Annotated in this window: 13 protein-coding genes and 2 tRNA genes; 8 read left to right on the plus strand and 7 right to left on the minus strand. The window is 54.5% G+C overall.

Features of this window, described 5'->3' with window-relative positions:
* The first annotated feature begins 152 nt into the window (after positions 1–152).
* The 3 genes from ORG26_RS18550 (at position 153) to ORG26_RS18560 (ending at position 2,556) form a co-directional block, all read left to right on the plus strand.
* Entirely contained in the window at positions 153–950 is a 798-nt protein-coding gene (locus ORG26_RS18550; protein ID WP_266364415.1) for a HipA family kinase, read from the plus strand.
* On the plus strand, positions 928–1,311 hold the full coding sequence (locus ORG26_RS18555) for a DUF3037 domain-containing protein (protein WP_266364417.1): 384 nt from the start codon (positions 928–930) through the stop codon (positions 1,309–1,311). The genes ORG26_RS18550 and ORG26_RS18555 overlap by 23 nt, the downstream gene beginning before the upstream one ends.
* Before the next feature lie 99 nt (positions 1,312–1,410).
* The gene (locus ORG26_RS18560; protein ID WP_266364419.1) at positions 1,411–2,556 is read left to right on the plus strand and encodes a redoxin family protein; all 1,146 of its coding nucleotides are present in this window, start codon (positions 1,411–1,413) and stop codon (positions 2,554–2,556) included.
* Between the two features lie 82 nt (positions 2,557–2,638).
* Here the strand turns inward: ORG26_RS18560 and ORG26_RS18565 are convergent, their stop codons facing one another.
* The 3 genes from ORG26_RS18565 to ORG26_RS18575 all read right to left on the minus strand — a co-directional run bounded on the left by ORG26_RS18565 (position 2,639) and on the right by ORG26_RS18575 (position 4,279).
* Positions 2,639–3,745, minus strand: a complete 1,107-nt coding sequence (locus ORG26_RS18565; RefSeq protein WP_266364421.1) for an acyltransferase family protein — start codon at positions 3,743–3,745, stop codon at positions 2,639–2,641.
* 316 nt (positions 3,746–4,061) lie between these two features.
* Positions 4,062–4,138: transfer RNA gene (locus tag ORG26_RS18570), tRNA-Asp, on the minus strand.
* A gap of 64 nt (positions 4,139–4,202) precedes the next feature.
* Positions 4,203–4,279, minus strand: a tRNA-Asp gene (locus tag ORG26_RS18575).
* Between the two features lie 101 nt (positions 4,280–4,380).
* Between ORG26_RS18575 and ORG26_RS18580 the strand changes: the two genes are divergently transcribed.
* The 4 genes from ORG26_RS18580 (at position 4,381) to ORG26_RS18595 (ending at position 8,479) form a co-directional block, all read left to right on the plus strand.
* The gene (locus ORG26_RS18580; RefSeq protein WP_266364423.1) at positions 4,381–4,902 is read left to right on the plus strand and encodes a DinB family protein; all 522 of its coding nucleotides are present in this window, start codon (positions 4,381–4,383) and stop codon (positions 4,900–4,902) included.
* Positions 4,903–4,976: 74 nt separating this feature from the next.
* Positions 4,977–6,104, plus strand: a complete 1,128-nt coding sequence (locus ORG26_RS18585; protein WP_266364425.1) for a Nif3-like dinuclear metal center hexameric protein — start codon at positions 4,977–4,979, stop codon at positions 6,102–6,104.
* A gap of 15 nt (positions 6,105–6,119) precedes the next feature.
* Entirely contained in the window at positions 6,120–6,872 is a 753-nt protein-coding gene (locus ORG26_RS18590) for a zinc ribbon domain-containing protein (protein WP_266364427.1), read from the plus strand.
* Between the two features lie 92 nt (positions 6,873–6,964).
* Positions 6,965–8,479 carry a tetratricopeptide repeat protein gene (locus ORG26_RS18595; RefSeq protein WP_266364429.1) on the plus strand — a complete coding sequence of 505 codons (1,515 nt, stop codon included), beginning with the start codon at positions 6,965–6,967 and terminating at the stop codon, positions 8,477–8,479.
* A gap of 97 nt (positions 8,480–8,576) precedes the next feature.
* On the opposite strand, the gene ORG26_RS18600 is transcribed toward ORG26_RS18595, so the two are convergent.
* From ORG26_RS18600 to ORG26_RS18615, 4 genes are all read right to left on the minus strand, one after another.
* Positions 8,577–9,377, minus strand: a complete 801-nt coding sequence (locus ORG26_RS18600) for a DUF3298 and DUF4163 domain-containing protein (protein ID WP_266364431.1) — start codon at positions 9,375–9,377, stop codon at positions 8,577–8,579.
* Positions 9,378–9,458: 81 nt separating this feature from the next.
* Positions 9,459–10,196: a LytR/AlgR family response regulator transcription factor gene (locus tag ORG26_RS18605; RefSeq protein WP_266364433.1), complete on the minus strand. Its 738-nt coding sequence runs from the start codon at positions 10,194–10,196 to the stop codon at positions 9,459–9,461.
* Between the two features lie 96 nt (positions 10,197–10,292).
* Positions 10,293–11,357, minus strand: a complete 1,065-nt coding sequence (locus tag ORG26_RS18610; RefSeq protein ID WP_266364435.1) for a sensor histidine kinase — start codon at positions 11,355–11,357, stop codon at positions 10,293–10,295.
* Positions 11,358–11,561: 204 nt separating this feature from the next.
* Positions 11,562–12,203 carry a histidine phosphatase family protein gene (locus ORG26_RS18615; protein ID WP_266364437.1) on the minus strand — a complete coding sequence of 214 codons (642 nt, stop codon included), beginning with the start codon at positions 12,201–12,203 and terminating at the stop codon, positions 11,562–11,564.
* 84 nt (positions 12,204–12,287) lie between these two features.
* Between ORG26_RS18615 and ORG26_RS18620 the strand changes: the two genes are divergently transcribed.
* Positions 12,288–12,710 carry a hotdog fold thioesterase gene (locus tag ORG26_RS18620; RefSeq protein ID WP_266364439.1) on the plus strand — a complete coding sequence of 141 codons (423 nt, stop codon included), beginning with the start codon at positions 12,288–12,290 and terminating at the stop codon, positions 12,708–12,710.
* The last annotated feature ends 2 nt before the right edge of the window (positions 12,711–12,712 follow it).

The raw sequence follows: 12,712 nt of genomic DNA on the forward strand, positions 1-12,712 counted from the left end.
GGAGAAAAGAAAAATGACGGAACGACAGCCCTCCGAAACGGAACCCTGTCTCTAATCTCTTATCTCGTGTCTCTTGTCTCTTTTTCCCGTGACAAAGCGGGACAAAATGCGTTAAGCTACCGAGACCGTTTGAACCTTGTGAACAAAAACCAGTGACCAATCTCGAACCTCAATTAAGAACCGTCGATGTGGTGCGGTATGTCACGCCGCTGCGCGAAGGCGGGTCTTTACCGGCCATTGTCGAGGCCGACGACGATTTTCTGTATGTCCAGAAGTTTCGCGGGGCGGGGCAGGGCGTCAAGGCGCTCATTGCCGAGCTGATTGCCGGAGAACTGGCCCGGGCGCTGGGCCTGCGCGTGCCCGAGATCGTTTTTACCAACATCGACCCCGCTTTTGGCCGCACCGAGCCCGACGAGGAAATTCAGGACCTGCTCAAAGCCAGTGCCGGCCTGAATCTGGCCTTGCACTACCTGTCCGGGGCCATCACCTTCGACCCCCTGGTCACGTCGGTGGACGCCCGGCTGGCGTCGCAGATTGTCTGGCTCGACTGTCTGGTCACAAACGTGGACCGCACCGCCCGCAACACCAACCTGCTGATGTGGCATAAGGAACTCTGGCTGATCGACCACGGGGCGGCGCTGTATTTCCACCACACGGGCCAGCCCTGGGAGGAGCAGGCCCGCCGCCCGTTTGCGCAGGTGAAAGACCACGTGCTGCTGCCGAAAGCGACGGAACTGGCCGCTGTGGATGCCGAGTACAAACCCCTGCTGACGCCCGAGCGCATCCGGGCCATCGTGGCGCTGGTGCCGGACGACTGGCTGACGGACAACTCGTCGGAGGGGTCGCCGGAGGAACGGCGTCAGGTATATGTCAATTTTCTGGAAACCCGCCTTGCCGCGTCGGTTATTTTTGTGAATGCAGCCCAAGATGCAAGAAAAGCACGTTTTTGAATACGCCGTCATTCGGGTCGTCCCGCGGGTAGAGCGCCAGGAATTCCTGAATGTCGGGGTGATTCTTTTTTGCCCGGCCCAGGGTTTTCTACAAACGAAATTCAGCCTGAACGAAGCCCGTCTGCTGGCCTTTTCCCCCGGTCTGGACCTGGCCGAACTGCGCGAACGCCTGCGGGCTTTTGAGCGGGTCTGTGCCGGTCGCCGCGAGGGCGGACCGATCGGCGAACTGCCGCTGGCCTCCCGGTTTCGCTGGCTGACGGCGGCACGGAGTACGATTGTGCAGACTTCTCCCGTTCATCCGGGCCTTTGTTCGGACGCGGCCGCGCGGCTGGAACGGTTGTTTGGAGAACTGGTGGCATGAGGGCGGGGGAGGGCGAGTTCATCGGTAGGTTTCTCGTTAAGGACTTGATAATCTGGTTAAAATAAGTGACCTTGATGGTGACACCTCTGCTATGCCGCCATGAAAAGCTTTATCTGCCTGTTCCTCTTTTTGTGGATTACAACGCCTGTTGTTGCCCAGCAGCAAAAAGTGCCTTACCTCATCACGGGTCAGGTGACGCATGCCGAGGGGAAAAAGGTCTTTCTGACCTCAAAACGTTCGGCCTTTGCCAGACAAGGGCGTCAGCAGGCCATCGACTCGACCGTCGTCCAGAACGGGGCTTTTACGCTGAAAGGAGCCATTCCGGAGCCGCATTATTACGCTATTCTGGTAGAAGATAAGCCTTATTTCAAGGCGTTTCCGCTCGACAGTGTTCCCCTGCGGATACGTGCCAATGCCGACTCGCTGGCCCAGGCGCTGGTGACGGGTTCGCCCAACGCCACCCATGAACGCGTCCTGGCGTATATACTGCGGGAGTACGACGCAAAGCTGAATGCGAGTTACAGGCGGGCGCAGGAAGCCCGGAAAAACGGCGACACGCTCGCCCACTGGCGGGCCTCGCTCGAAAACAGGGGACTGGCCTGGCAAATCAATGAGGAAACGGCCGACTTCATCCGGACGTACCCGGAGTCTCTGGTGAGTCTGTTCAATCTGGCTGCGCTAATCGATAAACTCCCCCGACCGGAAGTGCTTGAACTGTGGAAAGCGCTTGCGCCCCACTGGCAACAGCATTCGGTCGGCAAAGCCCTGCGTGAAGAGCTGTTTTTTCCGAAACCGCTGCATGCTGGCCGGTCGTCGGCTACACCCGTCGGTCAGGCCGCCCCGGACCTTTCGCTGGTGAACAGCAAGGGCGAACCCGTCGATCTGGCCAGTTTCCGGGGAAAGGTGGTGCTCATCACGTACTGGGCCAGCGGCTGCGAATCCTGCCGGGCCGAGCATACCCGGTTGAAGACTTTGTACGGGCAGTACGTAGGCAAAGGATTTGAAATCGTTTCGGTATCGCTTGATCGCAACCGAAAAGCCTGGTTGGCGACCCTTCGGCGGGAGGCCTTGCCCTGGCAGCAGGTAATGAGGAAAGACCTGCCGCGGCAACCGGTGGAAGGGCCACCGCTTGGACAGGCGGTGCCGATTAATATGCTGCTCGACCGCGAAGGCCGGATCGTCCGGAAAGGGGTACACGGTTCTGCACTGGAAACCAGTCTGGCTTCGCTGCTGGCTTTGGATTGATTCGGGAAAAAGCGTACGCGCCATCCGCCAAAAGGTCCGGCAATCAGGAGGATATTACTCCGTCAGCGAAGCCGTGTCCGGGTTAATTTTGGGTGGATGGTAAAGTGGTTTGCCTTCTGTAAAAAGAATCAAATAGCCAGTAAAATACGGCTGCGCCAACTAAGGAGTAAAGACTAAGCAGGAACCAGTTTGAAATTCCAAAGCGTATAAAGAGGACTAAAAAAGCCGCATGGCTTAGGTAAAGTGGATAAGATATATTTCCGAGAAAATTGAAAAGAGACTTTACTGAGGAAGACCGAATGGTGAACTTTCGCTGGTTGATGATAAAATAACAGATTATGGCGAGGCATATCCCTCTGGTCAAAAAATCTAAACAATCATCGGGAATCAGGTTGTAAGCGCCATTTTTAAGCCGGAAAGCCAGTTGTATGAGCGCGTTTAAACCGAAATACATGCCAACAACAAATAGAATATGAAACGTGGTTGCTTTCTTTTTTTTATGAAATATAGCGAGCATAAAGCCAAGTATCCATATAAAGGAAAGTAGCAATAAGTTTATCCCAAAATAAGTACCGGCATAATAGGGAAGGTTGAATAAAGACCGGGCACAGGTATAGAGGCAGAAGCAGGCAAAGGAGAAGTATACAAGATACAGTGAAGTTCGGTAAGAGAACCGGAGCAGTGAAGGCGCCAGGATGTAGAGCCATACTTCCAGGGCAAGCGTCCAGGCGGGGCCGACGTAGGAGGTCGGTACGACAACATGGTTCAGGAAGACGACATTCAGGCAAAGCATGCCGACAAACCCCGCGGTGACAGGCAGGGGCGAAACCAGAAAAGTAAGAATCAGACAGGCGATATAAACCGGATAAATTCGTTTTACTCTCCGCAAAAGATAACCGCTCCTGCTTTTAGTAATTGACATTCCAATTGAATAGCCGCTTATCAATAAGAAACCTAAAATGGCTTCGAAAGCGCCCAGCGTGCTGATGGCAGACAAAGGTCCGCTGGATGCGGTATGTTCTCCGACGTGAGAGGCAAACACAACAAAGGCAAGAAGGAACCGCAAAAGAGCGAGAAGAGGCCAGTTTGGTGAGTTGGAGGGATCGATATAAGGGTCAATACGTGCTAGAAAGGAGTGGTAGAATTTGGGCTTATGAGTGGTTAGGTCAGCGGTTGGATTTATTTCCATATGTTCGTAGAGCGGTGTGTTGCAGGCTTTAGGAAATAAGCATTAACATACTTTCGCCAGTCAGCATGAAATCGGTAAGACACTACTTTTAAAAATAGCTGAATCGTGCGATAATCGGGAACGAATTAATCGGATAGGAGATGTCCGTTGAGCGAAGGAATCAGGCAAAAATTACAATTGATTTTCTTTTGACCAATGTAAAAACAATGAATTGAGTAAGCGGCGGTTGAACTTTATAAAATGCATATTGGCCGCGGAAAAGTGAAGAATAGAAAAAGCCTGTCAAATCATAGATTTAACAGGCTTTTTGCTTTGTTGGCGGTCCGGACGGGACTCGAACCCGCGACCCCCTGCGTGACAGGCAGGTATTCTAACCAACTGAACTACCGAACCAATATTTTGCTTCCGAAGAAGGCTTAGCTGAAAAAAGCCCCGATGACAGGGCTTTGTACTTTGTTGGCGGTCCGGACGGGACTCGAACCCGCGACCCCCTGCGTGACAGGCAGGTATTCTAACCAACTGAACTACCGAACCATTTTCTTCGCGGCGTAGAGCCGTTCCGAAATCGTGATGCAAAGGTAGGGCGATTTTGGGAAGATGCAATACCTTTGCCCTAAAAAAATGCTGCCACTTTCATGAAAAAGCCCCTTTCCAGTGAGTATCCGCCGATCCGCTACTTCGCCAACTACATTGAACAGGTTGTTGGTGAGGAGGTTATTGAAACGCTTTTGGAGCAAAGTGAAACCCTGAAAAATTTTTATAAAAATCTGTCCGAGGAAGCCGCCCTTTATCGGTACGCGCCCGGCAAGTGGTCGCTCAAAGAACTGCTCGGGCACCTGACCGATGCTGAACGCATCTTTGCCTACCGGGCGCTTTGCATTGCCCGCGGCGAAACCCAGTCGCTGCCGGGCTTTGAGGAAAATGCCTACGTTGAAAAGGCCGATTTCGACCACCAGCCGCTGGAAAGTCTGTGGCTCCAGTACGAAACGACCCGGGCGGCGACGCTGGCCCTTGCCCGCAGCTTGCCCGAAGAAGCCCAGGTCCGTATCGGAACGGCCAACGGCCACTCCGTATCCGCCCGCGCCGTTTTCGCCATCATCGCCGGCCACGAGGCGCACCACCTGGCCATTCTGAAAGAGAGATACCAAAAGCATTGAGTAGTTGAGCGATTGAGCGATGGTGTGCAGAACGCCAACCATCACTCAATCACTCCACCACTCAATCACTCAATATGACTATACGCGACATCACCACCTACCTCGAAACCTGGGCGCCGCTGGCGTATCAGGAAAGCTACGATAATGCCGGACTGATTGTGGGTGACCCGGCAACGCCCGTAACCGGTGTTCTGGTTACGCTGGATGCCACCGAGGCGGTAGTCGAGGAGGCCATTGCCCGGGGCTGCAACCTGATCGTGGCCCATCATCCCATTGTGTTCAAGGGCCTGAAGAAACTGAACGGCCGGAATTACGTCGAACGGACGGTGATTAAGGCCATCAGGGCCGAGGTGGCCATCTACGCTTCTCATACCAACCTGGACAGTATCGTCGGCGGGGTGAATTATAAAATTGCCGAAAAACTCGGTTTGCAGAACGTGCGGATTCTCGCGCCAAAAAGCGACACGCTCATGAAACTGGTGGTGTTTGTGCCGACCGAAGCCGCAGATCCTGAATTTGCCGGGGCCACCCAGCGGGTTCTGGATGCTTTGTACGAGGCCGGGGCGGGCCAGATCGGCAACTACGACCGGTGCAGTTTCCGGCTGGCAGGGACGGGGACTTTCCGGGGCAATGAATCGTCAAACCCGAATCTGGGTGAGCGGGGCGTGGAAGAATCGGCTTCGGAAGACCGGATTGAGGTTATTTTTCCGGCCCATCGGCAGACAGCTATCATGGCCGCTTTAAGGAAGAAAGGCGTACATCCGTACGAAGAGGTGGCGCACTACCTCACCCTGCTCGACAACCGGAACCAGGAAGTGGGCTCGGGAGCGGTCGGCGACCTGCCGGAAGCGATGGACGAGCCGGCTTTTCTGGCTTATCTGAAAGAGAAAATGGCGCTGCCCCTCATACGGCACACGCCGCTGCCGGGCCGGTCGGTCAGGCGGGTGGCGGTCTGCGGAGGGGCCGGCGGATTTTTGCTGAATGATGCCGTACGCGCCGGAGCGGAGGTTTTTATCACGGCTGATTATAAATACCATGAATTTTTCGACGCCGACGGCCGAATTATCATTGCGGATATCGGTCATTTTGAAAGCGAACAGTATACCAAAGAATTGATTCAACAGCAATTGTTGAAAAAATTTGATACCTTTGCGGTAATTTTGTCCGAAACGGTCACCAATCCGGTGAACTACTTCGTATAGCAAAACCTTCGCGGAATGGAACTGACGATTGCTCAAAAACTCGAAGCTCTTCTCAAACTTCAACAAATTGATTCTCAGCTCGATGAGATAAAAAAGATTCGCGGGGACCTGCCGGAAGAGGTTCGCGATCTGGAAGACGACATCGCCGGCTTTGAAACCCGGATCAATAAGTTCAACAACGACATTCAGTCGCTGGAAGACGAGATTGACCGCAACAAGACGACCAAGAAAGACGCTGAAAAGCTGATCAACAAGTACAAGGATCAGCAGATGAACGTCCGCAATAACCGCGAATACGACGCCATTTCGAAAGAAATTGAGCTTCAGACGCTGGAAATTGAACTGGCCGACAAGAAAATCAACGAGGCTACTTTCAAAATCCGCAGCAAGCAGGAGGAAATTAAGGCGACGCAGGGAGCTCTCGACGAGCGCAAGGCCGACCTGAAAGCCAAAATGCAGGAACTCGACCAGATTACGGCCGAAAGCGAAGAGGACGAGAAAAAACTCATCACGGAGCGCGACCAGCAGGCTACCCACATCGAAGAACGTCTGCTGAAATCGTACAACAAAATCCGCAACAACGCCCTCAACGGTCTGGCCGTGGTGATGGTGAAGCGGGGTGCCTGTGGCGGTTGCTTCAACGTGGTTCCGCCGCAGCGGCAGGCCGACATTCGGGACAAGAAAAAGATCATCGTTTGCGAACACTGCGGTCGTGTTTTCGCCGACGTGGAAGGCGTTCCCGAGCCGGCACCGACCGGCCGCCGCTAAGCACAAAAGCATACAAACGCAAAGGCTGCCGGAAACGGCGGCCTTTTTTTGACTCCTGATTGATCGGATTTTGTTGAGCATTCCGAATGCGTATGCACGTCGAACTGGTGGCAAAAAAAACGGCAGGCGGTCGTCTGGCCCGGCGGGTTCTTGCAGGAGCCGCTATGGTCCTGCTGCTGTCGTGGCCTGCCTTTGCCGCTGATTTTGACTTTACTCCGCCGCTCCAGCGGGCTTATCAGGACCTGTTCAGCCTAAAAGTGGGAGCGGGGCGCCGGGCGATTGGGCCGGAACTGGCCCGCCGGAACGGGATTGCGGTGTACCTCGACAATTTCGGCGATATGCTCACCCTGCTGACCTCCGACGACCGGACGCTTTACAAAACCCTCGAAAAACGGCAGGAGCAGCGGCTCGAATTGCTGGATGATCTGGACGAAAATTCCCCCTGGCAGCGGTTTGCCCAGGCGGAAGTCCGGCTACACTGGGCGTTTGTCAAGCTCAAATTCGGCCACGAAGTCAGCGCCTGCTGGGACATTATCCGGGCTTACCGCCTTCTGGAAGACAACCGCAAACGTTTCCCGGATTTTCTGCCAACCCGCAAATCGCTGGGTGTCCTGCACGTCCTGATCGGGTCGGTTCCCAACAACTACACCTGGGCGATCAAGATGATGGGCCTCAAAGGCAGCGTGCAGCAGGGCATGCAGGAAATTGGGGAAGTAAGCCGGAAAGAGGCCCTGTTCGGGACCGAGGCCCGGCTGATTGACCTGCTCCTGCGCGGCCACGTGCTGACCTTCACGCCGGAAGATGCCGCCCGGACGCGCCAGCTGGTTCGCGACCATCCGGACAACCTCATGATTTCGCTCTTTGCGGCTAGTCTGCTCATGAAAGATGCCCGTAGCGAGGAAGCGCAGGCCCTCCTGCTGGAGCGCCCGAAAGGGCCGGAGTATCTGCCCTACCCGTTTATTGAATACCAACTGGGCGAAATTCAGTTGCAAAAGGGAAATTACCCGCAGGCTTTAGGCCATTACCGGGCTTTTCTGGGGCAGTACAAAGGAGTTAATTTCCGGAAAGACACGTATTATCGCCAGTTTTTGTGTTTCTGGCTGACCGGTCAGGAGGCGCAGGCCGTGCCGCTGTTGCAGCAGGCGCAGAAGACGGGCACGACCAGCGTAGAGGCCGATAAGGCGGCCCAGAAGTTCGCCGATGCGTTTTTTCGAAAAGGCATTTCGCCCCGGCAGAAGATTCTGCTCAAAGCCCGGTTTGCCACCGACGGCGGGTATCTGGACAGCGCCCGCAACACGCTCCGGCCCTTTTCGGAGAAGGACTTTCCGTTGACGCCCGAAAAAGCCGAATTTCAATACCGGCAGGGCCGCATCTTTCAGCGACGGGGCGAACCGCTGGCGGCCATCCCGCATTTCGAGCGGGCCATTGCCCTCAGCGAAGCCGACCAGCTTTCTTTTGGCGCCACTTCCGCCCTGCAACTAGGCTACATTTACAAACAGCAAAACAAACCCGCTCAGGCCCGCCAGTACTTCCAGAAAGCCCTCAGCTACGAAAAGCACGAGTACAAAAACAGCGTAGACAACAAAGCCAGAGCCGGCCTACAATAGGGAATTAAGAGTTAAGAGTTAAGAATTAGCTCCGCTTGATGAGGATTCTCGACCCTGCGAAGCCAATTTTTAACTCTTAATTCTTAACTCTTAACTCTTAATTCTTAATTTCCTGGTAGGGTACTACGAATTCGATGGGGCCGAGGGCGTAGGCGGCGATTTCGTAGGGGTTGTAATAGAAAAGCAGTCCGGTGCGGGTGGCGGCTACGTTGCCGGGCAGGAAAAATTTGCCTTCGTGAAGGAAATAACCTTCCGCTTCCAGATTCTGGGTGGCCGTAAGGCCCTGCTGCTTCCGGAAATACGTTTCGACCACGGGCAGCAGCCGGGTGGTATCTTTCACCAGCTCATGAAGCCGCAGCGGACGCCCGGTCTGGCGGTCGAAGGTGTACAGGCTGGTTACCGTATTGGGGTGCGCTCCCCCCGTATACGCATACGTCTCCATCCGGAAACTCAGGTACCGGGACGAAGTAAACAGCGTGTCGCCGGTCACTTCCACTTCCCAGCAGCCGCCCATCGGCGCATCGGCAAATTCTTTCTGAAAAGCCCGGTAACTGGCCGCGAAGAGTCGGGCCGCGGCGTTTAGGTCCGTTTGGGCCTCCGGATTGCCGGCCACTTCGGCGCTGTCCAGCAGGCTGGTCACCGCGCTGGTGAGGTACTTTCGGAGGGTATCGTTGATGGGCGCTACCGCCGGAGCATCCCCGTCCAGCAGTGTGTACGTGGCGCGGACGCCAACACCCTGGCCCGTCCCGGTCGTGTCGCAACGGCCTTCCCGGTAGGAATAATTTTCGGGTTTGAAGCGAATTTCGGATTCGGCATCACGGGATTGATCGCTGGATTTTTCCTGTTGATTGCAGGCAAAAACAAAAGCCAGCAGAATAAGCGGCAGGTAGCTTTTCATGGCAGCATTACGCAAGGACACAAAGTTGCTAACGGAACGCGGTTTTTTGTGCCCTTGCGAAAATATTTATTCGCCCGACGCTTACAGGCTCATTAATTCCTTAAACCGGATGGCCTGTCGGCGGCTGATTTCGATTTTGTCGCCGCCCCGCAGCGTCACCAGCAGACCGCCGCTGAACCAGGGCTCAATCTTCTCGATCCACTGGAGGTTGATGATGTGCTTGCGGTTGGCCCGGAAAAACGTGTTGGGGTCGAGGCGGTCTTCCAGGCTGTTTAGCGACTTCAGAACCAGCGGCTTCTGGTCGTCGAAATGCAGCCGGACGTAGTTGCCCATGGATTCAAAAAGCCGGACTTTACCGAGCTTGACAAACCAGCATTTTTCGCCGTCCTTCACAAAGACCTGATCGTTTTCGCCCAGCACCCGGGAGCTTTCGCGGACCGCCCCGTTTTCCTGATCGGCGTGGTGCGGCTGGTTTTCTTCTACCCGGTGGATGGCCTCCGTAAGGCGATGGAGCTCGACCGGTTTGAGCAGGTAATCCAGCGCGTTGAACTCAAACGCCTTGATAGCGTAGTCGTCATAGGCGGTGGTAAAAATCACCTCCGGCGTCTTGCCTTCGATGGCCTGAAGCAGTTCAAACCCATTTTTGCCGGGCATCTGGATATCCAGAAACAAAAGCTCGGGCTGGAGTTCGTCGATCAGTTTCAGGGCTTCATCGGCGTTGGCGGCTTCACCAATTATTTCAATCTTGGGAAAATTGTCGAGCAGGCGGCGCAACTCGTTCCGGGCAAGACGTTCGTCGTCTACGATAAGAGCTTTCATTTCAGGTATATGGTATGACTTTAGGTATGAGGGATGAGGTGATAGGTATGAGGTAAGAAGGGCTCTCACCTTAAATCTCATACCTCATACCTAAGATCATACCTTTGCTTCGGTTCGTTTTAGAATGCTGTCTGACTGGGTCGGCATCTGAATTTCGGCACAAACGATGTCGGGGCTTTCCTGGTAAATCCGGAACGAGGCCTCGGGTCCGTAAAGTAATTCGAGCCGCTGGGTTGTATTGACCAGCCCAAAACCCGACGAGGCTTCCGTATCGCCCAGAACACCGGTGTTCCGGATGCGAATATGCAGATGATCGTGCGAATCCAGACTGGAAATCAGTTCGATAAACCCGCCTCCGATGGCTTTCTGGACGCCATGTTTGATGGCGTTTTCGACCAGCGTCTGCAGCATCATCGGCGGCACCTGCAAGTATAAGGTTTTCGGGTCAAGTTCCAAACGGCAGTTGAGCCGGTCTTCGTACCGCACTTTCTCCAGCGCCAGATAGTCTTCCACGGTTTTGATCTCCTCCCGGAGTTCAACCGTTTTGCGCCGGTCGGCCAGCAGAGAGTTGCGGAGGATATTGGAAAGCTGTGTAATGCCCTGCTGCGCTTTCATCGGGTTTTCCAGCACCAACGCCCGGATGCTGTTGAGGGCGTTGAAGACGAAGTGGGGATTCAGCTGCGAACGGAGCACTTTGGCTTCCGTTTCCCGGATGGAAGTCTTCAGCAACAGCGTCTCGATTTCGGCGTTGCGGGTTTGTTCGACGTAATGATAAACCGTATAACTCAGCACCCAGGCCAGAATGGTTTTGGTCCAGGAGAACAGATAACCCAGAAAAATGGCGGGTTCGTCGATGAACGATTGCGGAAGCAGAATGCGATCGAGCGGCAGATTGACGAGCGTCATCAGAAACGAAAGCACCAGCACCGAGGCAAGCACCCGGGGCACCAGCCTCAAAAACGGGAGCCGGACCCAGTTCCACCGTTTAATCATCAGGCGGTAAAGGTGCGTCAGCAGGATACCCAGCAAGATGTTGGCAATGGCCAGAAAAAAATAATCCAGAATAAAACCAGCCTCAAGCGTGAACATCACAAACTCAAACATGACGAGCAGCGTCCACCCACATACCTGGCAAAACCAATAAATCTGCTGTTTTGACATGCTAATACATTTGTCTCTTCGTTTAGGATAAGTTAACTAATATACATGTTTTGACAACTATCCGTAAAAGAAATACACCAGAGGGTGGAGAGAGGTATGAGTTAAAAATTAAGAGTTATGAGTTAAGATAATTTGGAGCGACTCCGGCCCGTCTGCGAAGTTTCAACTCATAACTCTTAACTCATAATTCATAACTTTACTTTGTCAGCTTTGCGGAACGACCAGCGCCATCAGGTGCGTGCTGTCGTTCGACGTTTCGATGGTGTACTGGCCCGTTTCGTAGGAGTATTTCAGGACGTACAGGCAGAGGTTGCTGTGTTCAAACTGGTCCATGCGGGAGAGGGGCTGGTCCGTCAGCCAGGAGAGCAGGATTCGGATGGCCCGTCCGTGCATGGCCACCAGAACCGTTTCTTCTTCGGGGCGGGACAGGATAAGCTCGAAAACGGGTTTCTGCCGCCGCACCACATCCTCCGGGCTTTCGCCTTCTTCGGTCGGCATGGCCGTATTTCCGGCGTTCCAGTTCTGGATCAGGTCCCGGTAATATTCATTGTCGAGGCTGTTGGGGATTTTGCCTTCGCGGAGGCCCCAGCTGATCTCATTTAAGCCTTCATGACGCTCGTAGGGCAGGCCGGCGTCGATAAACTGCTGGACCGTCTGAAGCGTTCGTTTCAGGTTGGAAATGTAAATCTTATCGAAGGGAATATGCTGGTAAGCCTGAAAGAAGGCGGCGGCCTGCGCGCGACCCATGGCATTCAGGTCCGAGTCCACACCGCTGCCCTGTACAATGCCCCGGCGGTTGTAGTCAGTTTCGCCGTGGCGAATCAGGAATATCGTTTTTTGTTTCAAGCGATTATTTTTGCAAATGCCTATGCGAACACCGCCCGGACTGGGTGGCAAATTGTCCGCAAAACTACGAAAAAAAGTGATTCAATGAAGTCTGGCCTTTCCCTCGAATCCATCCAGCAGTTCAACAGCAAACCTACTCTCGTCTCCCATCTGGGAATCGAATTTACCGGCGTCGGCGAAGGCTATCTGGAAGCCCGCATGCCCGTGGATGCCCGCACCCACCAGCCTTTCGGCCTGCTGCACGGCGGGGCTTCGGTTGCCCTTGCCGAAACGCTGGGCAGCATGGCCTCGGCGCTCAGCGTCGAAAATCCCCTGAAACAGCAGCCCGTGGGCATCGAAATCAACGCCAACCACCTGCGTGCCGTCCGCGAAGGCTGGGTGTATGGCCGCTGTACGCCGATTCACCTCGGCCGGACCACGCACGTCTGGGACATCCGCATCACCGACGAACAGGGTCGTCTGGTCTGCATCAGCCGCCTGACCACCGCTATCATCGAACGGAACTGAAC

This window comes from Tellurirhabdus rosea, assembly GCF_026278345.1.
GTDB classification, from domain to species: Bacteria; Bacteroidota; Bacteroidia; order Cytophagales; family Spirosomataceae; genus Tellurirhabdus; species Tellurirhabdus rosea.